General features: G+C 64.4%; 30 protein-coding genes. 18 read left to right on the top strand and 12 right to left on the bottom strand.

Annotation, left to right across the window (positions count from 1 at the left end):
* Window positions 1-219 precede the first annotated feature (219 nt).
* Together HNQ95_RS19930 and HNQ95_RS19925 are read left to right on the top strand one after the other, a co-directional pair.
* Window positions 220-1,311: a hypothetical protein gene (locus HNQ95_RS19930; protein ID WP_182575116.1), complete on the top strand. Its 1,092-nt coding sequence runs from the start codon at window positions 220-222 to the stop codon at window positions 1,309-1,311.
* Window positions 1,312-1,377: 66 nt separating this feature from the next.
* The gene (locus HNQ95_RS19925; RefSeq protein WP_067955166.1) at window positions 1,378-2,004 is read left to right on the top strand and encodes a nucleoside triphosphate hydrolase; all 627 of its coding nucleotides are present in this window, start codon (window positions 1,378-1,380) and stop codon (window positions 2,002-2,004) included.
* A 70-nt stretch (window positions 2,005-2,074) separates the two neighbouring features.
* On the opposite strand, the gene HNQ95_RS19920 is transcribed toward HNQ95_RS19925, so the two are convergent.
* The 3 genes from HNQ95_RS19920 to HNQ95_RS19910 all read right to left on the bottom strand — a co-directional run bounded on the left by HNQ95_RS19920 (window position 2,075) and on the right by HNQ95_RS19910 (window position 4,390).
* Entirely contained in the window at window positions 2,075-2,779 is a 705-nt protein-coding gene (locus HNQ95_RS19920) for a glutathione S-transferase N-terminal domain-containing protein (protein WP_154385764.1), read from the bottom strand.
* Between the two features lie 143 nt (window positions 2,780-2,922).
* Window positions 2,923-4,134 carry a beta-ketoacyl-[acyl-carrier-protein] synthase family protein gene (locus tag HNQ95_RS19915; protein WP_182575115.1) on the bottom strand — a complete coding sequence of 404 codons (1,212 nt, stop codon included), beginning with the start codon at window positions 4,132-4,134 and terminating at the stop codon, window positions 2,923-2,925.
* Between the two features lies 1 nt (window position 4,135).
* A complete protein-coding gene (locus HNQ95_RS19910; protein WP_067955172.1) occupies window positions 4,136-4,390 on the bottom strand; it encodes an acyl carrier protein in 255 nt (84 codons plus the stop codon).
* Window positions 4,391-4,585: 195 nt separating this feature from the next.
* Here HNQ95_RS19910 and HNQ95_RS19905 point away from each other — a divergent pair, with 195 nt between their 5' ends.
* The 14 genes from HNQ95_RS19905 to HNQ95_RS19840 all read left to right on the top strand — a co-directional run bounded on the left by HNQ95_RS19905 (window position 4,586) and on the right by HNQ95_RS19840 (window position 14,213).
* Window positions 4,586-5,440, top strand: a complete 855-nt coding sequence (locus HNQ95_RS19905; RefSeq protein WP_182575114.1) for an urease accessory protein UreD — start codon at window positions 4,586-4,588, stop codon at window positions 5,438-5,440.
* A gap of 16 nt (window positions 5,441-5,456) precedes the next feature.
* A complete protein-coding gene (locus tag HNQ95_RS19900) occupies window positions 5,457-5,759 on the top strand; it encodes an urease subunit gamma (RefSeq protein WP_115729710.1) in 303 nt (100 codons plus the stop codon).
* Window positions 5,760-5,766: 7 nt separating this feature from the next.
* Complete coding sequence (locus HNQ95_RS19895) at window positions 5,767-6,021, top strand: DUF1272 domain-containing protein (RefSeq protein WP_067955178.1); 255 nt, start codon at window positions 5,767-5,769, stop codon at window positions 6,019-6,021.
* Between the two features lie 26 nt (window positions 6,022-6,047).
* Entirely contained in the window at window positions 6,048-6,638 is a 591-nt protein-coding gene (locus HNQ95_RS19890; RefSeq protein WP_067955180.1) for a HupE/UreJ family protein, read from the top strand.
* Between the two features lie 4 nt (window positions 6,639-6,642).
* Window positions 6,643-6,948, top strand: a complete 306-nt coding sequence (locus HNQ95_RS19885) for an urease subunit beta (RefSeq protein WP_182575113.1) — start codon at window positions 6,643-6,645, stop codon at window positions 6,946-6,948.
* A complete protein-coding gene (ureC, locus tag HNQ95_RS19880; RefSeq protein WP_067955184.1) occupies window positions 6,948-8,660 on the top strand; it encodes an urease subunit alpha in 1,713 nt (570 codons plus the stop codon). The genes HNQ95_RS19885 and ureC overlap by 1 nt, the downstream gene beginning before the upstream one ends.
* 27 nt (window positions 8,661-8,687) lie before the next feature.
* On the top strand, window positions 8,688-9,476 hold the full coding sequence (locus HNQ95_RS19875) for a PhzF family protein (protein WP_154385760.1): 789 nt from the start codon (window positions 8,688-8,690) through the stop codon (window positions 9,474-9,476).
* Window positions 9,477-9,636: 160 nt separating this feature from the next.
* Complete coding sequence (locus tag HNQ95_RS19870) at window positions 9,637-10,182, top strand: peroxiredoxin (protein WP_067955188.1); 546 nt, start codon at window positions 9,637-9,639, stop codon at window positions 10,180-10,182.
* 197 nt (window positions 10,183-10,379) lie between these two features.
* Window positions 10,380-10,967: a hypothetical protein gene (locus HNQ95_RS19865; protein WP_067955190.1), complete on the top strand. Its 588-nt coding sequence runs from the start codon at window positions 10,380-10,382 to the stop codon at window positions 10,965-10,967.
* A gap of 42 nt (window positions 10,968-11,009) precedes the next feature.
* The gene (locus HNQ95_RS19860; RefSeq protein WP_154385759.1) at window positions 11,010-11,609 is read left to right on the top strand and encodes an urease accessory protein UreE; all 600 of its coding nucleotides are present in this window, start codon (window positions 11,010-11,012) and stop codon (window positions 11,607-11,609) included.
* Window positions 11,548-12,270 carry an urease accessory protein UreF gene (locus tag HNQ95_RS19855; RefSeq protein ID WP_154385758.1) on the top strand — a complete coding sequence of 241 codons (723 nt, stop codon included), beginning with the start codon at window positions 11,548-11,550 and terminating at the stop codon, window positions 12,268-12,270. Before HNQ95_RS19860 ends, HNQ95_RS19855 begins: the two co-directional genes overlap by 62 nt.
* On the top strand, window positions 12,267-12,707 hold the full coding sequence (locus tag HNQ95_RS19850) for a DUF3995 domain-containing protein (protein ID WP_067955194.1): 441 nt from the start codon (window positions 12,267-12,269) through the stop codon (window positions 12,705-12,707). The genes HNQ95_RS19855 and HNQ95_RS19850 overlap by 4 nt, the downstream gene beginning before the upstream one ends.
* The gene (gene ureG, locus HNQ95_RS19845; protein ID WP_067955196.1) at window positions 12,704-13,339 is read left to right on the top strand and encodes an urease accessory protein UreG; all 636 of its coding nucleotides are present in this window, start codon (window positions 12,704-12,706) and stop codon (window positions 13,337-13,339) included. Before HNQ95_RS19850 ends, ureG begins: the two co-directional genes overlap by 4 nt.
* 115 nt (window positions 13,340-13,454) lie before the next feature.
* Window positions 13,455-14,213: a class II aldolase and adducin N-terminal domain-containing protein gene (locus tag HNQ95_RS19840; RefSeq protein ID WP_182575112.1), complete on the top strand. Its 759-nt coding sequence runs from the start codon at window positions 13,455-13,457 to the stop codon at window positions 14,211-14,213.
* Window positions 14,214-14,476: 263 nt separating this feature from the next.
* On the opposite strand, the gene HNQ95_RS19835 is transcribed toward HNQ95_RS19840, so the two are convergent.
* Window positions 14,477-15,112: an HAD family hydrolase gene (locus tag HNQ95_RS19835; protein WP_182575111.1), complete on the bottom strand. Its 636-nt coding sequence runs from the start codon at window positions 15,110-15,112 to the stop codon at window positions 14,477-14,479.
* 96 nt (window positions 15,113-15,208) lie between these two features.
* Window positions 15,209-15,388 carry a hypothetical protein gene (locus tag HNQ95_RS19830; RefSeq protein WP_154385754.1) on the bottom strand — a complete coding sequence of 60 codons (180 nt, stop codon included), beginning with the start codon at window positions 15,386-15,388 and terminating at the stop codon, window positions 15,209-15,211.
* Window positions 15,389-15,519: 131 nt separating this feature from the next.
* On the opposite strand from HNQ95_RS19830, the gene HNQ95_RS19825 reads away from it, so the two are divergent.
* Both HNQ95_RS19825 and HNQ95_RS19820 read left to right on the top strand, forming a co-directional pair.
* The gene (locus HNQ95_RS19825) at window positions 15,520-16,422 is read left to right on the top strand and encodes a LysR substrate-binding domain-containing protein (protein ID WP_067955201.1); all 903 of its coding nucleotides are present in this window, start codon (window positions 15,520-15,522) and stop codon (window positions 16,420-16,422) included.
* A 176-nt stretch (window positions 16,423-16,598) separates the two neighbouring features.
* A complete protein-coding gene (locus HNQ95_RS19820; RefSeq protein ID WP_182575110.1) occupies window positions 16,599-18,002 on the top strand; it encodes an MATE family efflux transporter in 1,404 nt (467 codons plus the stop codon).
* A gap of 21 nt (window positions 18,003-18,023) precedes the next feature.
* Here HNQ95_RS19820 and asnB read toward each other — a convergent pair whose 3' ends face one another.
* The 7 genes from asnB to HNQ95_RS19785 all read right to left on the bottom strand — a co-directional run bounded on the left by asnB (window position 18,024) and on the right by HNQ95_RS19785 (window position 25,027).
* Window positions 18,024-19,544 carry an asparagine synthase (glutamine-hydrolyzing) gene (gene asnB, locus HNQ95_RS19815; RefSeq protein WP_083948297.1) on the bottom strand — a complete coding sequence of 507 codons (1,521 nt, stop codon included), beginning with the start codon at window positions 19,542-19,544 and terminating at the stop codon, window positions 18,024-18,026.
* A gap of 150 nt (window positions 19,545-19,694) precedes the next feature.
* Window positions 19,695-20,492 (bottom strand): ABC transporter permease, encoded by a 798-nt coding sequence (locus HNQ95_RS19810; RefSeq protein WP_067965812.1) that lies wholly within the window; start codon window positions 20,490-20,492, stop codon window positions 19,695-19,697.
* Window positions 20,492-21,346, bottom strand: a complete 855-nt coding sequence (locus HNQ95_RS19805) for an ABC transporter permease (protein ID WP_182575109.1) — start codon at window positions 21,344-21,346, stop codon at window positions 20,492-20,494. Before HNQ95_RS19805 ends, HNQ95_RS19810 begins: the two co-directional genes overlap by 1 nt.
* Window positions 21,343-22,380 carry an ABC transporter ATP-binding protein gene (locus tag HNQ95_RS19800; protein ID WP_154385750.1) on the bottom strand — a complete coding sequence of 346 codons (1,038 nt, stop codon included), beginning with the start codon at window positions 22,378-22,380 and terminating at the stop codon, window positions 21,343-21,345. The genes HNQ95_RS19805 and HNQ95_RS19800 overlap by 4 nt, the downstream gene beginning before the upstream one ends.
* Before the next feature lie 179 nt (window positions 22,381-22,559).
* Window positions 22,560-23,648 (bottom strand): ABC transporter substrate-binding protein, encoded by a 1,089-nt coding sequence (locus HNQ95_RS19795; protein ID WP_182575108.1) that lies wholly within the window; start codon window positions 23,646-23,648, stop codon window positions 22,560-22,562.
* Between the two features lie 66 nt (window positions 23,649-23,714).
* The gene (locus HNQ95_RS19790; protein ID WP_067955210.1) at window positions 23,715-24,362 is read right to left on the bottom strand and encodes an amino acid ABC transporter permease; all 648 of its coding nucleotides are present in this window, start codon (window positions 24,360-24,362) and stop codon (window positions 23,715-23,717) included.
* On the bottom strand, window positions 24,359-25,027 hold the full coding sequence (locus HNQ95_RS19785) for an amino acid ABC transporter permease (protein ID WP_067955212.1): 669 nt from the start codon (window positions 25,025-25,027) through the stop codon (window positions 24,359-24,361). Before HNQ95_RS19785 ends, HNQ95_RS19790 begins: the two co-directional genes overlap by 4 nt.
* Window position 25,028: the final 1 nt, after the last annotated feature.

Genomic DNA, 25,028 nt, shown 5'->3' with positions numbered 1-25,028 from the left:
ACCTGTCGGTGATCGCCAAAATTGGGCCCAAGATTGGGATTTGTCACATGCCGGCCGGCAACGACAGCCGAAAATTACAGAACGCACGCCATTCCGTCCATTTCGCCTGGCGCAGCAGATGCATGTTGCGCCGGCGGTGTTGAATATTGGTTACACCCGCCGGCTTGCGCGAAGGATGCCAAATCGGCTCTGTTGGCTGACATAGCGAGGTGATTTGGCATGAGTGAGCATGGTTTCCAGGCCGAGGGCATATCAGCCGCGCTCGACCTTGCCGTTGGCCACATCGCCGATTTCGCCATCACAAGCGGCGGACGCACGCTGAAGCCGCTGCACCGCGCGCCCTGGATCGACCACGACGACTTGCCTGAAGGCCTGCCCGAAGGTGTCGTCAGGCTGTCGGGTGATTTCCTGTGCGCGCCGTTTTCGCGCAGCGACGTGGAAGCGGCACCGCTGCATGGCTGGCCGGCCAACAGCGCATGGGATTTGCTCGCCGACGAAACCATATCAGGCGGACGCCGCGTCAGCTTCCGGCTGCGGCACAAGGTGATGGGCGCCACCGTCGACAAGACGCTCATCCTGCGCGACGACCACCCGTTCCTCTACCAGGAGCATTCGTTCACCGGCGGTGCGGGTTCCATATCGGTCGCCCACCATCCGATCACCGAGATGGCCGCTGGCGGCCGCCTCGCCTTTTCGCCGAAGCGGCTGGCAGCGACACCGCCCGATGTGACCGAGCCCGACCCGGCGCGCGGCGCCCATCTGCTCGCCTATCCCGCCCGCAGCGCCAACCTCACCCGCTTCCCGACAGCGGATGGCAGCCAAACCGACCTCACCTGCTACAGTGCGACGCGCCGGCACGAAGATTTCGTCACCCTCGTCGAGGCCGATCATGGCGGCATGGGCTGGACGGCAGTGGCGCGCACGGCCGAGGCCGACGTCGTGCTGGTGCTGAAGAACCCGGCCGAACTGCCCGTCACCATGCTGTGGATCAGCAATGGCGGCCGCTACTACGCGCCGTGGAACGGCCGGCACGGCGTGCTCGGCATCGAGGACGGGCGATCGGCGATCGGCCATGCCGCATCCCTCGGCGATAACTGGCTGAAGCAGGAAGGCATAGAGACGGCCTTCGCACTCGGCAGTCGCGTCGCCTTCCGCCAGATTGTCGGTGCCATGCCTTGGGATGGCGGCGAAGCGCCGTTGCAGGTCGAAGCCCTGCCGGGCCGTCTGCGCCTGACCTTCGCCGATGGCAGCCGGCGCGAAGCACCGTTCGACGAAACCTTTCTGCGGATCGGCCAGCCGATCTTGAAGTGACGCAGCGGCCGCCTCATTTTTGACGGGTGCGGCGGCAGAATGTCATCGAAACCATTGGGGAGATCCATGTCCGAAATCGCCCACATCGCCGCAACCCTGTTCAAGCGCGCCCACCATGCCGAGCGCTTCGTGATCGGCATCGCCGGCCCGCCCGGATCGGGTAAGTCGACGCTGTCGGCGGCACTGCGCGACGTGCTGCCCGAAGGCTCGGCCGCAGTGGTGGCGATGGACGGCTTTCACTTCGACGACGCGGTGCTGGCCAGTCGTGGCCTGAGCGAGCGCAAGGGCGCGCCCGAAACCTTCGATTTCGCCGGCTTCGAAGTGCTGCTCAAGCGCCTGCGCGCCGCCGAACCCGACATCGCCATCCCGGTATTCGATCGCAGCATCGAGCTGTCGCGGGCGGCAGCCGAGATCGTCTCGGCCGACGTCAAGTTCATTCTCGTCGAGGGCAACTATCTGCTGCTCGACGAAGAGCCGTGGCAGCGGCTGCACCAATTGTTCGATTTTACCATCTTCGTCGACGTGCCACGCGAGGAGCTGGAGCGGCGGCTGGTCGAGCGCTGGCGCGAGCATGGCCGCTCGGACGCCGATGCGCGTAACTGGATCGACAGCAACGACATGCCCAACATCGACCGGGTGCTCGCCGCCAGGCGCGAAGCCGACCTGGTGATCGGACGTACCGGGCCGCTTTGACGGTCCGCAGTCATCAGAAGCGCCGCGTGTCACGAGGACGCGCGACGCTTTCTTTCGATCTTCGGGCTGACTAGCCGCGTGCTGGAATGTTCAGGCCTGCCTGCACCGCCGGGCGGGCCAGGCCCCGCTCCAGCCATGCCCCGACATTCTCGAAGCTCTTGAAGCCGACAAGGTCACCGGCGTCGTAGAAGCCGATCAGGTTGCGCACCCAGCCGAGCATCGAAATGTCGGCGATGGTGTAGTCGTCGTCCATGATCCACTTGCGGCCTTCGAGCCGCTTGTCGAGCACGCCGAGCAGGCGGCGCGACTCGTCGCGATAGCGCTCGAGCGGGCGCTTGTCCGCGATCTCGCGGCCGGCGAATTTGTGGAAGAAGCCGAGCTGGCCGAACATCGGGCCGACAGACGCCATCTGGAAGAACACCCACTGAATGGTCTCGTAATGGCGGGCGCGGTCGGCGGGGATCAGGCGGCCGGTCTTCTCGGCAAGATAGAGCAGGATCGCGCCCGACTCGAACAGCGCCAGCGGCTTGCCGCCGGGGCCGTTGGGATCGAGGATCGCCGGGATCTTGCCGTTCGGGTTGAGCGACAGGAACTCGGGCGTCCAGCTCTCGTTCTTGCCGATATTGATGGCGTGCGCCTCGTAGGGCAGGTCGAGCTCTTCGAGTGCGATCGATACCTTCACGCCGTTCGGCGTCGGGAAGGAATAGAGCTGGATGCGGTCGGGGTGCTGTGCCGGCCAGCGGGCAGCAATCGGAAATGGAGTGAGATCGCTCATCGACGGTTCCTCGTGGGATGGGCCCGCGTGAAGCGCGCTGGCCAGAATGGTGGGGGCCGCCAAGAGTTAGTCATGCAGACACGCCGCATCAATATGCTGCGCGCCTGTTTTGTCAAAATGACAGATGAGACCGGAGACGGCGGTCAGACTGCCTTGACCGCCACCACGGCATTGGTGCCGCCAAAGGCAAACCCGTTGCTGATCGCCACACGCACGTCGCGCTTCTTCGCCACGTTCGGCGTCACGTCGAGATCGCAATCGGCGTCCGCCTCGCGATAGTTCGCAGTCGGCGGCACGATGCCTTCGCGCACGGCATTGACGCAGGCGATCATTTCGAGCGCACCCGAGGCGCCGAGGCAATGGGCATGCATCGACTTGGTCGACGACACCGACAGCTTGTCGGCATGGGCGCCGAAGACCCGACGGATGGCCGCCGTTTCGATCTGGTCGTTGGCCTTGGTGCCGGTGCCATGGGCGTTGATGTAATCGACGTCCTCAGGGGCCAATCCGGCATCCGCCAGGCAGGCGCGCATCGCCGATGTCGGGCCTTCGACGGTCGGCGCCACGATGTCGGAGGCGTCGCCAGACATGCCGGTTCCGGCAAGTTCGGCCAGGATCGTCGCGCCGCGGGCAACGGCGTTGTCATAGGTTTCGAGCACGACCATGCCGGCGCCCTCGCCGAGAACCAGCCCTTGCCGGTCGGCGGAGAACGGACGGCACGTGTCGGGTGCAACGACGCGCAGCGCTTCCCAGCCCTTGATCACGCCCCACACCAGCGGCGCATCGGTACCGCCGGCGACGATCGCGTCAGCGCGGCCGAGCAACAGCTGGTCCATTGCGGTTGCGAATGCGTGGTTGGACGACGAGCAGGCGGAGGTGACGCCGAACACCGGCCCGCGCAGGCCAAGGTTCATGCTGACCTGGCCGGCGGCGGCACCCGGCATGACCTTCGGCACGGTGAAGATGGCGGCGCGGTTCCGGCCTTCGAGCAGGATGGCGCGGTAATTCTCCTCGATCGCTTCCCAGCCGCAGACACCGACGCCGACGATCGTGCCGACACGATGCGTATTGTTTTCGTTCACAACCAGGCCGGACTGGCGCAACGCTTCCTTGGCCGCGATCACGGCGAGAAGGCTGAAGCGGTCCATGGAAACGAGCTGCTTGCGGTCGATGCCGTGCTCGGGCAGTTGCTTGATCTCGGCGCCGATGCGGATCTTCAGCTCATGCAGCTCGCCATTGGTCAGCGGCCCGATGGCCGAACGGCCGGCGCGCATGGCATCCCAGATGGCGGGTGCATCGGTGCCGAGCCCGCACAGCCCGCCGATACCGGTGATGACGATGCGGGGACGCTTCATCTCAGGCAGATTTTGCAATCAGGGCGCGAACGGCTTCGACCATGTCGCCGACATTCTTGAGGTTGCTCCAGGCGTCGACGGTATTCATCTCGATCTCGATATCGTACTCTTCCTCGAGGTCGAAGATGATCTCGGTGAGTTCGAGCGAGTGGATGCCAAGCGCCGTCAGCTCGGTGCCGAGCGTGATCTCTTCGCCACCTTCCTCGGCATGCGCCTTGATCTTGGCGATGATGTCCGTTGCCAACTGGTCGGCCATAAATACCCTTCCCCAGAACTCTCTAACTTGTCATGTCCGTGCCGGCAGCCCTGCGCCGGGCCAGAACCTGACATTATCAGACGATACCGCCCCCGAATTGAGCCAAAAAGGCGTCCCTGTATAGAAAGCGAAACGCGAGGAGGCAACAAGCTTGTATATCGACAAATCCCCCATTGCCGTTACCCTCCGGGCATCATGACATCAGGCACATCCTTGTCCTCCCAGGCTGACGCAGCGGCAATTTCCACGCAGCGCGTGAAGGCGCGGGCCCGCATCGAGGTCGAGCACCGCGCCGGCCGCAGCCGTCTCGCCCGCCTCTACCAGGATGGCGCGGCCAAGATCAGGCTGCCCGAGACCAGCGCCGATCCGCTCGAAGCGGTGCTGATCAACATGGCCGGCGGGCTGACCGGCGGTGACAGGCTCGACTGGGAGGTTTCGGTCGGTGCGGCCGCGCGCGCCGTCCTCACGACCCAAGCCTGCGAGAAGGTCTACCGCGCGCTTGCCGGACACGCCGAGGTCGATGTTCGCCTGTCGGTAGGCGCCGGCGGCTTCCTCGGCTGGCTGCCGCAGGAAACGATCAGTTACGACTGCGCCGCCTTTTCACGCACGCTCGACGCCGATCTCGCCGCGGGCGCCGAGGCGCTGATCGTCGAGGCGACCGTGTTCGGCCGCTCCGCCATGGGCGAGCGCGTCGAAAACGGCACCTTCCGTGACCGCTGGCGCATCAGGCGCGAGGGCCGGCTTATCCACGCCGAAGATTTTTCCGTCGGTCCCGACATCGGCAAAACACTCAACCGGCCGGCCTCGGGCGACGGGCGCATCGCCGTTGCAACATTGCTGCTCGTCTCCGAACGCGGCGAACAGCTGCTCGAGCCGGCGCGGCAAATCGTCGGCGACGACGGTGGCGCCAGCTTCTGGACGGTCGGGCAAACTGGCAAGCTTCTTGCGAGGCTTTACGCCGGGGACGGCTACACGCTACGGAAACGACTCATGCCGCTGGTCGCCCTGCTCAATGGACGGGCAGGACTGCCCAGATTGTGGTCACTCTAAGAATTTCGGTGCGCGAATGAACCTGACGCCAAGGGAAAAGGACAAGCTTCTGATCGCCATGGCGGCAATGGTCGCGCGCCGGCGTCTGGAGCGCGGCGTCAAGCTCAACCATCCCGAAGCGGTGGCACTGATTTCCGACTTCATCGTCGAGGGCGCCCGCGACGGTCGCTCGGTCGCCGAGCTGATGGAAGCAGGCGCTCATGTCATCACCCGCGCCCAGGTCATGGATGGCATTGCCGAGATGATCCACGACGTCCAGGTCGAAGCCACGTTTCCCGACGGCACCAAGCTCGTCACAGTCCACGAACCGATCCGCTGAGGCCGCCATGCTCGAACTGCGTCCCAATTGCGAATGCTGCGACCGCGACCTGCCGCCCGAGGCGAAGAACGCCGTCATCTGCACCTTCGAATGCACCTTCTGCAGCGACTGCGCGGAAGGTGTGCTCTCGGGCAGCTGCCCCAATTGCGGCGGCAACTTTTCGGCTCGGCCGATCCGGCCCGCGGCCATGCTTGCGAAATATCCTGCTTCGACCAGGCGCGTGCTGAAAGCCGAAGGCTGCGCGTCGAAATCCGCCGCCTGATTGCCCTGAACGAAAGGTTATCAACGATGCTCAAGCGTCTCGCTGTCGCCCTCTCCTTGATGTCTTTGTCGGTCGCGCCCGCCTTCGCCCACCTCAATCCGGATGAGCACGGCTCGCTGCTCGCCGGCGTGTCGCATCCGCTGTTCGGCATGGACCACATCCTCGCCATGGTGGCCGTCGGCCTGTGGGCTGCCCTGCTCGGCGGCCGCGCCCTGTGGCTGGTGCCCGCGGCGTTCGTCGCCACCATGGCCGTTGGCTTCGCGGCTGCCATCGCCGGAGCGCCCCTGCCCTTCGTCGAACCGGTCATCCTCGCATCCGTCGTGGTGATCGGCCTGCTTGCCGCGATCGCGCTCAAGGTGCCGGCATGGGCCGGCATGTTGGTGGTCGGCGTCTTCGCCTTCTTCCACGGCCACGCCCATGGCGGCGAACTCGGCTCGGCCGGCGCGCTGAGCTTCGGCATCGGCTTTGCGCTGTCGACGGCACTGCTGCATGCCACCGGCGTTGGTCTCGGCCTCGGCATCGGTCGCGCCTTCGGCGGCGACACCGGCCGCCTCGTCACCCGCATCGCCGGCGCTGCCACGGCCCTCGGCGGCCTCTGGCTGGCGCTAGGAGCATAAGAGCATGATCCCCGGTGAAATCATTACGGCCGAAGGTTCGATCGAGCTCAACAAGGGCCAGCCGACGGTAACGCTCAAGGTCGCCAATACGGGCGACCGGCCGATCCAGGTCGGCAGCCACTTTCATTTCTACGAGACCAATAACGGCCTGAAATTCGATCGCGAACAGGCACGCGGCATGCGGCTCGACATCGCCGCCGGCACCGCCGTGCGCTTCGAGCCCGGCCAGGAGCGCGACGTCACGCTGGTGCCCTATGGCGGCAAGCGCGAGGTCTATGGTTTCCAGAAGAAGGTGATGGGTAAACTCTGATGCCGGCACAAATCTCCCGCGCCTCCTATGCCAAGATGTTCGGCCCTACCGTCGGCGACAAGGTCCGGCTCGCCGACACCGAGCTGTTCATCGAGGTCGAGAACGACTTCACATGTTATGGCGAGGAAGTGAAGTTCGGCGGCGGCAAGGTCATCCGCGACGGCATGGGCCAGAGCCAGCTGAGCCGCGCCCAGGGTGCCGTCGACTGCGTCATCACCAATGCCGTGATCCTCGACCACACCGGCATCTACAAGGCCGATGTCGGCCTCAGGGACGGGCGCATCGCCGCCATCGGCAAATCAGGCAACCCAGACACCCAGCCCGGCGTCACCATCATCATCGGACCGGGCACCGAGGTCATTGCCGGCGAAGGCAAGATCCTGACCGCCGGCGGCATCGACACCCACATCCATTTCATCTCGCCGCAGCAGGTCGACGAAGCACTGAACTCCGGCGTCACCTGCATGGTCGGCGGCGGCACCGGCCCGGCGCATGGCACGCTCGCCACTACCTGTTCGCCGGGACCATGGAACATCGCCCGCATCATCCAGGCCTTCGACGGCCTGCCGATGAACATCGGTGTCTTCGGCAAGGGCAACGCCTCGCTGCCGGGCGCGCTGGAGGAGATGGTGCTGGCCGGCGCCTGCGGGCTCAAGCTGCACGAAGACTGGGGCACGACGCCGGCGGCCATCGACACCTGCCTGTCGGTCGCCGACGCCCATGACGTCCAGGTGACGATCCACACCGACACGCTCAACGAAGGCGGTTTCGTCGAGGACACCGTCGGCGCCTTCAAGGGCCGCACCATCCACTCTTTCCACACCGAAGGTGCCGGCGGCGGCCACGCGCCTGACATCATCAAGGTCTGCCAGTACCCGAACGTCATCCCGGCCTCGACCAACCCGACGCGACCCTACACGGTCAACACCATATCAGAGCATCTCGACATGCTGATGGTCTGCCATCATTTGTCGCCGTCGATCCCCGAAGACATCGCCTTCGCCGAAAGCCGCATCCGCAAGGAGACCATCGCGGCGGAAGACATCCTGCACGACCTCGGTGCGTTTTCGGTGATCTCATCCGACAGCCAGGCCATGGGCCGCGTCGGCGAGATGATCATCCGGACCTGGCAGACCGCCGACAAGATGAAGCGCCAGCGCGGATCGCTGCCCGGGGAAAAAGGCAACAACGACAATTTCCGTGCCCGCCGCTACATCGCCAAATACACCATCAATCCGGCGATCGCGCATGGCATGTCGCGCGAGATCGGCTCGATCGAGGTCGGCAAGCGCGCCGACCTGGTGTTGTGGAATCCGGCCTTCTTCGGCGTGAAGCCCGATATGGTCCTGCTCGGCGGCTGGATCGCCACCGCGCCGATGGGCGATCCCAACGGCTCGATCCCGACGCCGCAGCCGAGCCATTTCAGGCCGATGTTCGGCGCCTATGGCAAGGCGCTGACCCACAGCTCGATCACCTTCGTCTCGAAGGCCGGGCTGGAGGGCGGCCTGCGCGACCGCATCGGCGTGGCCAAAGAGATGGTGGCGGTCGAAAACACCCGCGGCGGCATCGGCAAGCGCTCGATGATCCTCAATGATGCCATGCCTGAAATCGACGTCGACCCCGAAACCTATGAGGTCCGTGCCGACGGCGAGCTACTCACATGCGAGCCGGCGACGGTGCTGCCCATGGCGCAGCGCTACTTCCTGTTCTAGCTTCAGGCTTGCGATGAGGAGGCCGCGATGAAGCTCGAAATGATCCAGGTGGACGCCTTCACCGACAACGTTTTTTCGGGCAATTCGGCTGCCGTCGTGTTCCTCGCGGACTGGCTGCCCGACCAGGTGCTCCAGGGCATCGCCCTGGAGAACAACCTCGCCGAGACGGCGTTCCTCAAGCCAAGCCACGATGGCTGGGACATCCGCTGGTTCACGCCCACCGACGAGGTGCCGTTCTGCGGTCACGCCACGCTGGCCTCGGCCTGCGCGCTGCATTTGCGCAAGGGTGTCGAGCGCACCATGCGTTTCTCCACCCGCGAGGTCGGCGATCTTCTCGTCACACCGCAGGGCGACGGCTATCGCATGGACATCCCGCGCTTCGACCCCGACTTCGCCATATCAGGCGATGCGCTGGTCAACGGCCTGCGCGATGACCGCTGGGTGCAGTTGTTCCGCAACCGCGAGAACTACTTCGTCGAGCTGGCCTCCGAGGCTGCGCTGCTTGCCTACCGGCCCGACCTGCCGCGCATCGCCGAACTCGGATCGTTCGGCCTGTGCATCACAGCGCGCGGCAATGATTGCGACTTCGTCTCGCGCTACTTCGCCCCCGGCGCCGGCATTCCGGAGGATCCGGTTACCGGCTCGACGCATGCCACGCTTGCTCCCTACTGGGCTGCAAAACTCGGCAAAACGAGCCTTTCAGCACGCCAGCTGTCGTCCCGCGGCGGTGTGCTCGGCTGCGAAGTCGCGGCCGACCGGGTCTATCTGATCGGCCAGGCGGTGATCTATATGGACGCCACGATCCACCTTCCCTGACCGCGTCCGCCGCCGGGGAATCGCCCGCGACCTGATGCCACGTCGGTTGCGCTGGAACCGCCTCCGGCCAATTGGTATTGAGCCCGCGCTAGCTAAAAATTCGGCAGGATTCCCCGAGCCCAAGATCGGGGGTCCCGCTATCTTGGAAATGGAGTTTCAAATGATCGGCAAGAAAGTTCCGGCTGTCACCTTCCGCACGCGCGTGCGCGACGAGGCCGTCGGCGGCCCGAACCCCTTCCGTTGGGAAGACAAGTCCTCGGCCGACTATTTCGGCGGCAAGCGCGTCGTGCTGTTCTCGCTGCCGGGCGCCTTCACGCCGACCTGCTCGACCTATCAGTTGCCCGACTTCGAGAAGCTGCATGGCGAATTCCAGGCCGAAGGCATCGACGAGATCTACTGCGTCTCGGTCAACGACGCCTTCGTCATGAACGCCTGGGGCAAGTCGCAGAACCTCGACAAGGTCAAGCTGATCCCCGATGGCTCAGGCGAGTTCACCCGCAAGATGGGCATGCTGGTCGCCAAGGACAATGTCGGCTTCGGCATGCGCTCCTGGCGCTACGCCGCCGTCATCAACAACGGCCGCATCGAAAAGTGGTTCGAGGAAGAAGGCTTCGCCGACAATTGCGACAGCGACCCCTATGGCGTCTCCTCGCCGCAGAACATTCTTGAAGCGCTGAAGAACGACGACGTCGCCGAAGCCGCATAAGCTTCGCCGTCCTCGCTTGATACAAACCCCGGCCGCGAAAGCGCGCCGGGGTTTTTTTGTGTCTCGCACACGGCGTGCTCACGGCAACGTCTATTGGCTGGACAGCTGATTCGGCGCACGATGCTCCCTCCAACCCTCGCCGTGAAAACTTTCCCGGAACCGACAATGTCCGCATTCGACCATCCCAGGAGCGTCCCATGACGCCCGATATCCCGGCCGAGGTCTTCCCGCATATCCGCATCGTCATGGGCATGATCATCGGCCTGGGCATGGCGCGGCTCCTGTCGGGCGTCGCCCGCATCGTCCAGCATCCCGACCAGTACAGGCTCTACCCGGTGCACCTCGCCTGGGTGGCGTCGCTGCTTCTGACGCTGGTGCATTTCTGGTGGTGGGAGTTCGGCCTTTACGCCATCGACAGCTGGACCTTCGGCACCTACCTGTTCATCCTCGGCTACGCCATCGCGCTGTTCCTGCTGTGCGCGCTGCTCTTCCCCGACTCAATGCAGGACTACAAAAGCTACGAGGATTTCTTCTATTCGCGCCGCGCCTGGTTTTTCGGGCTGCTGGCGCTGACTTATCTACTCGACGTCATCGACACGCTGGTCAAGGGCGAGGCGCATTTCGCCCATTTCGGTGGCGAGTACCTGATCCGCACGCCGATCCTGGTGGCACTTTGCCTCATCGCCATCGCCACAGCGAGCAGGCGATATCATCTGGCTTTCGTGACAGCCACTTTGCTGTATCAGATATCGTGGATCTGGCGGCTGTTCGACACCATCGTCTGAACGACCGGCGCTCAACCATCACGCCACAGGAACAAACGCCTCATGCTGCGCGCAACCAAGATCACCCATGCCGATGCCGCCACCGGCGCGCAGCCCTTCGACGTCGCCGTCCTCGCCCATGACGAGCGCCACATCAGGCGCCGCGCCATCGGGCTGTCTCAGGGCGAACGCGTGCTTGTCGACCTGCCCGAGCCGATCGTTCTCGAAACCGGCGACCTCCTGCTGCTGGAAGACGGCCGCACGGCAGGCATCGTCGCCGCCGAGGAGGAGCTCTACGACATCCGCGCCCGCGACGCCGCCCACCTGACGCAGCTCGCCTGGCACATCGGCAACCGCCATCTCGCCGCTGCCATATCGGCTGATCGCATCCTCATCCTGCGCGATCATGTCATCAAGACGATGTTGGAGGGTCTGGGTGCCGAGGTGATCGACATCGTGGCCCCCTTCGAGCCTGTGCGCGGCGCCTATTCCGGCCATGGCAACGATCACAGCCACGCGCATGATCATGGTCATTCCCACGGTCACGCCCATCATCACGAACGAAGCCACAATCATGGTCATGACCACCCCGAGCATGATCATGAGCACGACCATGCTCATCACCACGACCATGGCGGCCACCATCATCACCACCATGACTGAGCGCGGCAATGCCTCGCTGTTGCGGCTGATGGCCTGGCTGTCGCCGACCTTCCCGGTCGGCGGATTTTCCTACAGCCACGGCCTCGAACGGGCCGCACATGATAATCTGATCGGCAGCCGCGACGACCTCGCAGCATGGCTGACTGCGCTCGCCGAGATCGGCTCGGGCTGGAACGACGCGGTGCTGTTCGCAGAAAGCTGGCGCCGCGCCGCTGCCGACGGCGACCTGCGCGAGGTGGCGGAACTCGCCGAAGCATTGGCCGGCTCGCGCGAGCGCCACATGGAATCGATGCTGCAGGGCGAGGCCTTCCTCAGCGCCGCCGCTGCTTGGCCGCATCCTGTCGTCGCGCGGCTTCCGGCCGAGTGCCCCTATTGCGTCGCCGTCGGCGCCGTCACCGGCGCCCATGGCATAACGCTGGAAGATGCGCTGGCCGCCTGGCTGCAGGCTTTCTCCACCAACCTCGTTCAGGCGGCAATCCGGCTAAGCGTCATTGGCCAGACGGCTGCAACCAGCATCATTGCCGGCTTCGAGCCTGTGGCGCTCCGTGTGGGCGCACGTGCGGCAGTATCGACCCTCGACGATCTGGGGTCCGCTGCCCTAACCTCCGACATCATGGCGATGCGCCACGAGACCCAACATTCGAGACTGTTCCGCTCATGATCGTTCTCGCCTTCGCCCTGGCCTTCGTGCTCTATCTGATCGCCGCAATCCACGCCTATTGGGGCCTCGGCGGCGTCTGGCCCGGTACGGACCAGGCCTCCTGCGCCCGCGCTGTCGTCGGGGCTCGCGGCATCAGGACCATGCCCACGCCCTTTGCCTGCTTCGCCGTCACCGCTTGTCTCATCGTGGCGACGCTGTGGCCGCTGGCGCTTGTCGGTGTCTTCGCCACGCCCTTTCCCAAGCCTGGCCTGGCAGCGTCGGCGCTGATGGTCGCGCTGGTGTTTATCGGCCGTGGCATTGCCGGCTTCACGCCGGCATGGCGCAGGCTCTCGCCCGAGATGCCGTTCGCTCGGCTCGACAGGCGGTATTATTCGCCACTGTGCCTCGTCATCGGCACGGGTTTCGTCATCCTCGCCTTCAACGGATTCCAGTCATGACCTCGAAAAACGGCCCGCTTCGTATCGGCATCGGCGGCCCGGTCGGCTCGGGCAAGACGACGCTGACCGAGAAGCTGTGCAAGGCGCTGCGCGACGAGTTTTCCATCGCGGTCGTCACCAACGACATCTACACCAAGGAAGACGCACTGCTGCTCGCCCGCCTGCAGGCGCTGCCTGAAGAGCGCATCATGGGCGTGGAGACGGGCGGCTGCCCGCACACGGCCATCCGCGAGGACGCCTCGATCAATCTGCAGGCGATCGCTGAGATGAACAGGAAATTCCCCGACCTCGACATCGTCTTCATCGAATCCGGCGGCGACAATCTGGCCGCGACCTTCTCGCCCGACCTCGCCGACATCACGCTTTACGTCATCTCGGTCTGCCAGGGCGAAGAGATCCCGCGCAAGGGCGGCCCCGGCATCACCCGTTCCGACTTCCTGGTCATCAACAAGAGCGACCTTGCGCCTTATGTGAACGTCAATCTCGAGGTCATGGAAGGCGACGCCGCCCGCCAGCGCGGCAAGCGTCCGTTCGGCTTCACCGATCTGTCGCGCGGCAAGGGGCTGGAAGCGGTCATCGACTTCATCGTCGAGAATGGCGGGCTGAGGCTGGACCAGCTGAAATCAGCATGAGCCGATGTTGCCGCGCCAGTCATGACGCGGCATTCTTCCTGCCACCGCATCGCCCCGAAGCCGGCAACGACCTTGCGAAGGTACGATACGCCAGCAAATTGCGAGGGAGGAACAAATGCCCGTCACCCAGCTCAAGCAGACCAATCTGCCGTTCTACGAAGAGCGCGTCGACCTCGCCTGCGCCTTCCGCTGGACGGCGCGACTCAATATGCACGAAGCTGTGGCCAACCATTTCTCGCTTGCCGTCAACGACGAGGGCTCGAAGTTCCTGATGAACCCCAACCAGGTGCATTTCTCGCGCATCAAGGCGAGCGACCTGCTGTTGATCGACGCCAACGACCCCCAGACGATGTCAGGCCCCAACGCGCCCGACCCGACCGCATGGGGCCTGCATGGCGCGGTCCATCGCAACTGCGCGCACGCGCGCTGCGTCATGCATGTCCATTCGATCCACGCCACCGTGCTGGCCTCGCTTGCCGATTCCACCTTGCCGCCGATCGACCAGAACACCGCGATCTTCTTCCGCCGCCATGTCGTCGATGGCCATTATGGCGGGCTCGCCTTCGAGGAAGAGGGCGAACGCTGCTCGCAGCTGCTCGCCGACCCCAAGGTCAAGGTGATGATCATGGGCAATCACGGCGTCATGGTCATCGGCGACAGCGTCGCCGACACCTTCAACCGGCTCTATTATTTCGAGCGCGCCTGCGAGACCTACATCAAGGCGCTGTGGACCGGCCGGCCGCTGCGCAAGCTATCCGATGAGATCGCCGAAAAGGCCGCGCTCGAGCAGGAAGACTATCCCGGCCAGGCCGAGCGCCACCTCGCCGAGCTCAAGGCGATCCTCGACGAGCAGGAGCCGGTGTACCGGAACTGAGAGGCGGGTTTTATTTCGTCACCGTTTGATCGCCGACGCTACGGCACGGATGCGGGGTCTGCGCAGTCGTTCCACTCCTGCGCCGCCGGAGGATGACGAATGTGAGATGACGGCTCTGCGATTCACCGTCGTTGGGAGTTAGCCATGAGGGCAAATGCGTTCGTCACCCTCGGGCGGAGCAGAGCGAAGCGACGTCGCGAAGATCCGGGATTCACGCCGTGACATCTCCGCCGCGCCAAAAAGTCCCGTCCAGATCCTCGTAGCTAGTCCAGCCCAAGCAGCGCCCTGACCTCTTTAGCGCTATGCGCCACCAAGGCGCCAGCCGGGCCATCGATCTTGTCCTGCGGCCAGAAGATTGTGCGCATGCCGGCGGCAACGCCGGCCATGGCGCCGGTGACGCTGTCTTCCATGACAGCCGTGTCGGCCAGGTCGATGCCGGTGAGGTAGGCGGCGCGCAGATAGGGTTCGGGATCGGGCTTGCCGAGACGCACGTCGTTGCGGCTGATCGTCTTCATCGTCGGCTCGTGCACGCCGACGGCCTGCAAATTGGCCTCGACCACTAAGCGGTCTGAATTGGAGACGATCGCCTGGACCACACCCCTTGCCTTCAGATCGCGAAAGATCTCCATCGCGCCCTCGCGCGGAAGCAGGTCCGGCGCGCGGCCCAGATAGTGATCGTATTTGAGGGCAATCCAGTCGTCGAAGTCTAGGGCGAGGCCGAACTGGTCGCGCAGCACCTCATAGACCGGCCGCGCCGCCTGGCCGACGACACGCGCGTGCAGGTCGGCCGGCGGCTCGATGCCGACGCTGCGCAGCGCCGAAACAAGCGATTCCTCGTGCAGCGGCTCGCTGTCGATCAGCGTGCCGTCCATGTCCCAATACACTGCCTTCGGCGTCATATGACCGGTCCCTGTTCACCCCATTGCTCATAGGAGCTTTGGCGGCGGAAATGAACCGTTGATATGACAGCGGGGAACACATGCGCGTGCGGAGGCTCAAACCCGCCGGCCGCAAGGGTCCTTGCCGTCGATGTAGCCGACGTCGCGCTGGAGGTGGTCCGGCAGGTCACGGAAGTCCAGCACGCGTTTGCGCGAACGCAGCCCGAAGGCTGCAGCCAGACGTGAGGTCCAGCCGATCTGCTCGCAATGGAAAAGGCTTGCCTGTGCCGTGGCCATGATCGTCATCCTTTAGAGATGCTTGAAGTGTGCTGATGTCTTGACCTAGATATTGGTCTGGAATGATTGACTTTTCCAATTGAACGTCGATCACGACCCATTAAATGGCCTTATGTATGGGAGTGCGGGAAATGCCGCTTCAGCTGCCGCCTTTGACCGCGATCAGGGTGTTCGAAGCCGCTGCCCGCCAGGGCAGTTTCACTAAGGCCGCGGCCGAGCTCGGCATGACCCAGGCCGCCGTCAGCTACCAGATCAAGCTGCTCGAGGAGCGCGTCGGCGCACCGCTGTTCCTGCGCAAACCGCGCCAGGTGGTGCTGACCGAGGTCGGCAGCCGCATGGTGCCGATGGTGACAGAGGCATTTGGGCTGTTGAGCGAGGCCTATCAGGTGGCGCGCGCCGGCTCCGGCGGCACGCTCGGCATTTCGACGGTCCACACCTTCGCGTCGAACTGGCTGGCCCCCCGCATCGGCTCGTTCCAGCTGCGCCACCCCAACATCGCCGTCCGCCTCGACACCTCGAGCTACCTCGTCGATTTCTCGCGCGAGGAGATGGATATCGGCATCCGCTCCGGCTCAGGCAAATGGCCCGGGCTTGCCACCCATTTTTTGCTGCGCTCGCAATTTTCGCCCATGCTCAGCCCGCGCCTTGCCGAAAGCATCGGCGGGATCAAGGAGCCGGCTGACCTGCTCAAGCTCAGGATCCTCAACCCCGCCGACATCTGGTGGAAGGACTGGTTCGCAAAGGCCAATGTGCCGGCGGACGCACTCGACAGGATGCCCGATACCAGCCTGGGTTCGCAGGCCGCCGAGGCCAATGCCGCCATAGCCGGCCAGGGCGTGACGGTCCTGACCACGGCGCTGTTCACCGCGGAACTGGCCGAGGGCCGGCTGATCCAGCCGTTCGAACTCACTGCCCATGGCGGCGACTACTGGCTGGTCTATCCCGAGGGACGCCGCAACGTGCCCAAGATCCGGGCTTTCCGCGAATGGATCATGGCCGAGCTCAATTGCCCGACGGATGCGACAGTCGACTGACAGCACAGCCTGCCCACCTCTGCTGGCATAATCCTTGGTCTTGGTGACAGCTTGCCACAACTGGCACTTTCGGTCACAAACGGCGCCACGACGCGCCAAAAGGGCGGATTCCGTCGTCAAAACTCGCGATATCGACGCCAAATGAGCCGCGATATCGCCACCGAAAGACGAAAACCATGTCTGCGATCGCAACCGGCGCGCAATCACCGGCCACTCCTTGGCGCGACGAACTTCGCGCCATGCTGGCGCTTGCCTGGCCGATGATCCTCACCAATCTCGCCCAGACGGCGATGACGGCGACCGACGTGATGATCCTCGGCCGGCTGGGTCCCGATGCGCTGGCCGCCGGCGCACTCGGCTCCAACCTCTATTTCGCACCACTGATCTTCGGCCTCGGCCTGATGTATGCGACCTCGCCGATGATGGCGGCCGAGCTTGGCCGCAAGCGCCATTCGGTGCGCGACGTCCGCCGCACCGTGCGCCAGGGCCTGTGGATCGCCGTGCTCATCTCGATCCCGATCTGGGCCCTGTTGTGGTACGCCGAGGAGATACTTCTGGCCATGGGCCAGGAGCCCAAACTCGCCGAGCAAGCCGGTATCTACGTCCATCACCTGCAATGGGCGGCCTTGCCGTTCTTCGGCTACATCGTGCTGCGCTCGTTCATCTCGGCGCTGGAGCGGCCCGGCTGGGCGCTGGTCATCATGGCGATCGCGGTGGCGGCCAACGCGCTCGGCAACTGGCTTCTGGTGTTCGGCAAATGGAGCTTCCCCGAGATGGGCATCGCCGGCTCCGGCCTTGCCACCAGCATCGCCAGCGGCATGATGTTCGTCGGCATGGCGGCCGTCGTCATGATGGAGAAGAAGTTCCGCCGCTACCACCTGTTCGGTCGCTTCTGGCGCGCCGACTGGCCGCGCTTCAGGGCGCTGCTCAAACTCGGCTTGCCGATCTCCGGCATCCTTGCCTTCGAGGTGACCATCTTCAACGCCGCGGCATTCCTGATGGGGCTTATCAGCTCGTCCTCGCTCGCAGCACACGCCATCGCGCTGCAGATCTGCTCGGTCACCTTTATGATCCCGCTCGGTCTCGGCCAGGCCGTCACTGTGCGCGTCGGGCTGGCTTACGGCGCCAGGGACCGCGACGGCATCACGCGTGCCGGCTGGACGGCCTATGTGCTTGGCGTCGGCTTCATGGCTCTGATGGCGCTGGTGATGGTGTTCTGGCCGCATTTGCTGATCTCGGCCTTCATCGACGTCGGCGACCCGGCCAACGCGCAGGTGGTCGGCCTCGCGGTCAGCTTCCTGGTCTTCGCGGCCCTGTTCCAGGTCGTCGACGGCGCCCAGGCGGTATCGGCAGGCCAACTGCGCGGGCTGCAGGATACGAAGGTGCCGATGATCCTCGCTGCGATCGGCTATTGGGGCATCGGCCTGCCGCTTGGCGTGCTGCTTGCCTTCCACTTCGGCTTCGAGGGCCGCGGCATCTGGATCGGCCTGTTCTCCGGCCTCGCCGTGGTGTCGGTGCTGCTGTTGTGGCGCTGGCTCCGGCGCGACCATCTCGGCCTGATGCACAAGCCGGTGATCTGACGGGCGCTTCGCAGCACCCGTCTAGGCAACCGCCACCGACACCCGGTTGGCGACCCATTTGCCGGCCGCATTGATGATGCGATCGGGATCGCTGTAGCTCTGCCGCAGAAGGCTCTCATAGACCGCGCCCTCGGCGGCGCGGTCGAGCGGCGTGGCCGAGCCGGTCATTGCCTGCAGTGCCTCGCCAAGTGCCGTCACAGCTCCCGACCCCTCGTCGAACTGCGCCTTCTTGCGCCAGACGAGATCATGCGGCAGCAAGTCGGCGCAGGCCTTGCGCAGGATCCATTTCTCCGTCGTCGGTCCGGTGCTTTCGGGTGAAGCCGGATCGGTGCGCCTGAGCTTCAGCGTCGCCGGAATGCTCTGGGCGAAATCGATCAGCTCGCGGTCGAGGAACGGCGTGCGCGCCTCCAGGCTCTCGGCCATGGTGACGCGGTCGACGCGCTGCAGATTGATGTTGTGCATCGTGCCCAGCGAGCGCGTCAGCTCGTCTGCCAGCTCGCGCGGCCGGTCGATATAGGCGTGGTGATAGCTATAGCCGGCAAACAGCTCGTCGGCGCCTTCGCCCGTCAGCACCGCCTTGACGTGCCGCCGCGCCAGCCTGGCGGCGAAATGCGTCGGCACCGCCGAACGCACCAGGTCGATATCAGCACTTTCGAGATGATAGATGACATGCGGCAGCACGTCGGCAGCCTCTTCCGGCGTAAACGCATGCTCGAAATGCTCGGTGCCGAGATAGCCGGCGACCCGCCGCGCCGCGATCAGATCGGGGCTGCCGGCGAGGCCGACGGAAAATGTCTTCAGCCGCTTCGGCGACTGCCTTGCGGCGATTGCCGCGATGATCGAGCTGTCCAGCCCGCCCGACAGGAACGACCCGACCTCGACGTCGGCGACCATCCACTTGGCGACCGCCTCTTCCAGCACCAGCCTGAGCTCGCGCCAGGTCAGCTCCTCGTCGATACCGGGCTCCGGGTCGGCCGCACCTTGCGGCATGCGGTACCAGCGCCGCATGCCGGCCTGGCTGTCGAACATGACGCCAGGTTCGAGCGCTTCGATCTTTGCGACATCTACGCCGTCGAAGGCCTTGAGCTCGGATGCAAACGCCAGCCCCTCGCCGATATGGGCGACATAGAGCGGCTTGATGCCGAGCGGGTCGCGCGCGGCAATGATGCGATCCGGGGTCGCCAGCACGAAGGCGAACATGCCGTCCAGCCGCGACACCCAGCGCAGCGCGTTCTTGCGGAAAAGATGCAGCACGGTCTCGCTGTCGCTGCGGGTCTGGAAGGCGCTCTCGCCGAGGATCGCCCTGAGATCGCTATGATTGTAGATCTCGCCGTTGACGACCAGGATGTCGTCGCCCTGGTAAATCGGCTGGGCCCCGTTGTCGGGGCCGATAATGGCCAACCGGGCGTGCGCCATGACCACCGGGATGTTCCTTGGCCGCAGCACCTCCAGTGCGTCCGGCCCGCGGTGCTCCATCTTGCGGATCATCCGCGAGGCCAGTTCCTCGTCATCGAGGTTCCAGAGGCACACAAATCCGCACATGGCGCTTCGCTCCCGCATGGCCGCCGGGGGTTTCGGTCGGCATGATTGCGATGCTAGGAGCGGCAGCCACCGGGCGCGACAACCAGGCGGCTGACAATTGTCACTCAGGCGACACCGTTCGAAGGTGCCGCCCGACTTGTCGCAGGCGCGTCAGGTCTCCGAGGACATCGCACCCAAGAGCCGCCTAATGTCGCCGAATTTGGCGATCAGGCCGAACACCAGTGCCGCCACCGCGACGAAGAACACCGACACCGAGGCCATCGTCGGCGTATAGCCGTAACGCAGGGCATTGAAGATCTTGATCGGCAGTGTTTCCAGCGTGAAGCCGATGGTCATGTAGGCGACGATGTACTCGTTGAGCGACAGCACGAAGGCGAAGGCGTAGCCCGAGACGAGATAAGGGCGGATCAGCGGCAGCACCACCGTCTTCAGCACCGTGCGGTCGTCGGCGCCCATCGTCGCCGCTGCCTCGACCAGCGAACGATCGATGGAGGCGAAGCCGAGCGACAGCGTCACCAGCGGCAGGGTGACGAAGAAGATCGCGTGGCTGATGACAGCCGTCCAAGGTTGGCCGTAGAAGCCTGACGTCGCCCAGAAGCTGAGCATGCCGAGTGCGGTGATGACAGGCGGCAGTATGAACGGGGCCAGCCCGAGGATCTGGAACACGTTGGCCCATGGCGCTATGCGCCGCCACAGGAACCATGCCAGCGGAAGCGCTATGGCGACAGCGAGAGCCGCCGCAGTGACAGCCAGCGACAGCGAGGCAAACAACGCCTTGCGCCATTCCGGATCAACAAAGATCTGCGCGTACCAGGCCAATGAAAAGCCTTTCGGCGGAAAGGCCAGGTCCTGCTTTTCGTTGACCGAGACGCCGGCAACGACGATCAACGGGGCCGCCAGGAACAGGGCAACGGCGACGAAATAGAGCCGGCGAAGGAAAGTCTGTATCACAGCGCGTTCTCCTTGCGTCCGACCAGCAGCGTCAAGCCGACAAGCGCCAGCGACATCAGCACCAAAAACACCGCCATCGCCGCGGCAAATGGCATGTTGGACTGGTAGATGGCCTGGTCGGTGATCAGCACCGACAGTGTCCAGTGCGACGGCCGGCCGAGGATCTGCGGCAACAGATAGGAGCCGAGCGCGAAGACGAAGACCATGATCAGTGTGGCGACGATGGTGTTGCGCAACGCCGGCACCACGACGTTCATGAACGCCCTGACCGGCGAGGCGCCGAGTGTCCGCGCCGCCTCCAGCAGCGTCGGGTCAAGCCGCACCAAGGCGGGATAGAGCACCAGGATCGTATAAGGCAGCGCCTGGTAGACCATACCGGTCAGCACCGCCCAGAAGCTCGGCGTCAGCGCCACCGGCTCCTTCATCAAGCCGATCGCCACAAACAGATTGGTGATGCCGGCGGTTCGTGTAAACAGCGTCGACCAGGCAAAGCCGATGATGACTTCCGACAGCGACAGCACCGACAGCAGGCAGACCAGCCAGATCGTCTGCACCTTTCGCGGCCGCTTGGTGAGCAGATAGGTGAAGGGAAAGGCTATGACCACGCAGCAGATCGCCACCATCACCGCCAGCACCAAGGAAAAGCCCAGCACCTTGCCGAAGAACAGACTGAGGAAACGGGCATAGTTGGAGAAGACGAAATCCGGCGTATAGAAGCCGGAGGGATCGCGCTGGAAGAAGCTGACGGCGATCATCGTCGAGAACGGCACGACGAAAAAGACGATCAGCATCAGCCCGGGAAAGAACAGCGGGCTGTAATCGGCAAGCGATTTCGGCGCCTCGCGTTTCATGATTTCAGCACCACGCAAGACTGCGCCGGCAATGTCACGCCGACCTGCTGGCCGGCCTTGACGTCGGGCCGCTCGCGTGGCGTCGCCACTGCGATGATTGTCTTGCCGCCTGTTTCAACGAAGGTCTCGATGGTGCCGCCGAGATCGCGGACGAAGGTCACCGTGCCTGATATGGCGTCGCCGCCGACGGAGCCGAGATGAACGTCCTCGGGGCGGATCGATACCGAGGCTTTGGTCAGGCCTTCAGGTATCGTGAGGCCTGCAATGGCCTGGCCGAGCACCGAGACCCGGCCGGCGCGATCAACTTCCGCGTCGAGCAGGTTGGTCATGCCGATAAAGTCGGCGACGAAGGCATCGGCCGGCTTGCGGTAGATATCGATCGGCGGTGCGGCCTGCAGGATCTTGCCGTTGCCCATGACGACGACGAGGTCGGCCATGGTCATCGCCTCGCGCTGGTCGTGGGTGACGACGAAGGTGGTGATGCCCAAGCGCTGCTGCAGCTGGCGCAATTCGACCTGCATCGCCTCGCGCAGCTTGGCATCGAGCGCCGACAGCGGCTCGTCGAGGAGGAACAGCTTCGGCGACAGTGCCAGCGCGCGGGCAATGGCAACACGCTGGCGCTGGCCACCCGACAGCTTGGCGACTGGACGGTCGGCGAAACCGGGCAGATGAATGAGCTTCAACAGCTCGTCGGAGCGCTTCTTCTGCTCTTCGCGTGACGCCCCGCGAATGCGCAAGGGATAAGCGATGTTGTCGCCGACGGTCAGATGCGGAAACAACGCCAGCGACTGGAACACCATGCCGAGATTGCGCTTGTGCGTCGGCACCGGTGTGATGTCGGTTCCGTCGAGCAGGATCGCGCCGCTCGAGGGGTCCTCGAGGCCGGCGATCATGCGCAGAAGCGTTGTCTTGCCGCAGCCGGACGGGCCGAGCAGGCAGACGAACTTGCCATGCGGCACCGACAGGTTGGCCGTATCGACAGCGGTGAAGTTGCCGAATGACTTGGTGATGTCCTTAAGCACGAGTCCGGACATGAGGGGGCCTTGAAATGTTGGAGCGGCGTTGCGGAAACCGTTGCTTCTCCCCGTTCACGGGGGAGAAGATGCCGGCAGACAGATGAGGGGCGGTGCGAGCCTTGCCGCGCCGGCTCTGCCCCTCATCCTGCCCTGCGGGCCACCTTCTCCCCGCGAGCGGGGAGAAGGAAAAACGCAGATCAGCCGACGATCAGTTCGGTCCACTTCTGGTTAATCCAGTCGGCCTTGGTGGTGTAGAGATCGTAGCGCGGGATGATCGGCGGGATGTCGGACGACACGCCGGCGAACTGTTCCGCCGTCAGGTCGGTCAGCTCGCGCTTGACCGTCGGTGCGGTGCCGACCTTGCGCGACATCAGCGCCTGTACCGCCGGCTGGCACATATGGTCGATGAAGGCATGCGCCTCTTCTGTCTTCTTCGAGGCGCGCGACAGCACCCACGAGCCGGAATCCTGGATGCCGCCTTCCTTGGGAAAGGTCGAGCGCACGGGCTGGCCCTCGGCGGCGGCGAGGCCGGTGACGTCGTGGTAATACTGCCCCATCGGAATCTCGCCCGACTTCAGCGCCTGTTCGAACTGCGCCTCGTCGCGATACCACAGGCGGACATTCGGCTTGACCTCGGCGAGCTTCTCCAGCGCCTTCTGGATGCCTTCCTCGGTGTCGAGCGCCTTAGTGCCGCCCATGAAAGTGGTCGCCGTCACCTCGAGCAGGAAGGAGTTGGAGGCGAGCGCCAGCAGGCCGAGCTTGTCGGCATTGGCCGGATCCCAGAACGCAGCCCAGCTGTCGGGCGCGGTCGGGAAGACGTTGGTGTTGGTGACCAGCGTGATGTACCAGGCAACAGCACCGATGCCGGCGACGCGTCCATCAGGATATTTGTTGATGAAATGCTCGATCAGGTTCGAGCTGTTCTTGATCTTGGCGAGGTCGAGCGGTGCCCACAGCTCGGTCGACTGGCCCTTGAGCATCGAAGTCTGCGACATCATCGACACGTCGGCCGGCGCCTGGCCTGCCTTGGCCGCCTGCTCCAGCTGCACCAGCCAGGCTTCGCCGGTCGGCTCGGCGACGGATTCGACCGCGATGCCGGTCGCCTTGGTGAATTCGGGGAAGATGTGCTCGTCGAACGACTTCTTGAAGTAGCCGCCATAGACGCCGATCTTGATCGACTTGTCCTGGGCTTTGAGGATCGACGGCATCGCCAGAAGGCTTGCCGAAGCGACGCCCGCGCCCAGCACGGCGCGCCGGCTGATCGGATGGTTCAGGATCTTGGTCATCTCAGTTCTCCTCATTTGGCGCTGGCTTTGTGCCAGCTGTTCCCTGTCGTTATTGTGATGGGCGGTTCAGTGTGCTGCGGCACGGGCCTCCAATGAACGGGCATACTGGGTCAGGGGGTAGCACAGCACGAAGAAGATCAGCGCCACCAGCCCATAGACGGTGAAGGGTTCGAACGTCGCGTTGTTGATGGCGTTCGAGGTCCGGAGCAGTTCCTCAAAGCCGATGATCGAGGTCAGTGCAGTTGCCTTGATCAGCTGGACGAGGAAACCGACAACCGGGGCCCGGGTGATGGCGAAGGCCTGCGGCAGGATGATCAGGCGCAGTTCCTGCAGGTAGTGCAGGCCGAGGCTGGCGCCGGCATCCCACTGGCCGCGCGGCAAGGCATCGACGCCGCTGCGCCAGATTTCGGCGAGATAGGCGCTGGCAAAGAAGGTCAGGCCGAGCACCGCCGCCGTCCATGGCTCGATCCGGAAGCCCAGCATCGGCAGGCCGAAGAACATCAGGAACAGCTGCATCAGCAAGGGCGTACCCTGGAACAAGGCGATATAGCCGCTGGCGAAGCGCCGTGCCCATTTGGCCTTGGAGATGCGCAACAACAGGATGGCGACGCCGACAATGCCGCCGCCGGCGAACGCCGCGATCGACAGCAACACGGTCCACCGTGTGGCGAAGATCAGGTTGCGCGCAATGTCCCAGAAGGTGAACTCGATCATGATACACCTGCCGAAAGCGTGCGGCGCCCTATGCCGACGAGCAGGCGGCGCAACAAGATCGACAAGCCGAGATAGATCATCGCCACGACGAAATAGGTTTCGAAGGGACGGAATGTCCGCGCCTGCAGCATGTCGGCCTCGTAGGTGAGTTCACTCACTGCGATCTGCGACACGACCGAAGACTCGAGCATCATGATCACGATCTGGCTCGTCAGCGCGGGGAAGATGACCTTCAGTGCCTGCGGCAACACGATCTTGACGAAGACCTGGCGTGGCCGCAAGCCCAAAGCAGCGGCCGCCTCGCGCTGGCCCCTCGGCACCGCGTCGAGGCCGGCGCCGACGATCTCGGTGGTGTAGGCTGCCATGTTGAGCGTCATCGCCAGGATGGCGGCGACGATCGGGTCGAGCCGTATGCCGAGGCTCGGCAGGCCGAAGAAGATGAAGAACAGCTGTACCAGGAACGGCGTGTTCCTGATCACCTCGACATAGCAGGTGATGGCCCGCTGGAGCCATTTCGGCCCGTTGCGACGACCGGCGGCGGCAGCGATGGAAATGACTGTGCCGGCGATCGTCGTCACGACGATCAGCAACACCGTCATGGCGGCGCCGCGGGCGATCGCGCCCACGGCCCCTTCAAGCCAGCCGAAGTCGAGGCTGTAGCTCACG

The sequence above is a fragment of the Aminobacter ciceronei genome, from assembly GCF_014138625.1.
GTDB classification, from domain to species: domain Bacteria; phylum Pseudomonadota; class Alphaproteobacteria; order Rhizobiales; family Rhizobiaceae; genus Aminobacter; species Aminobacter ciceronei.
The sequence above is the reverse complement of the archived record's forward strand: the minus strand, read 5'-3'. Positions and strand labels throughout refer to the sequence as shown.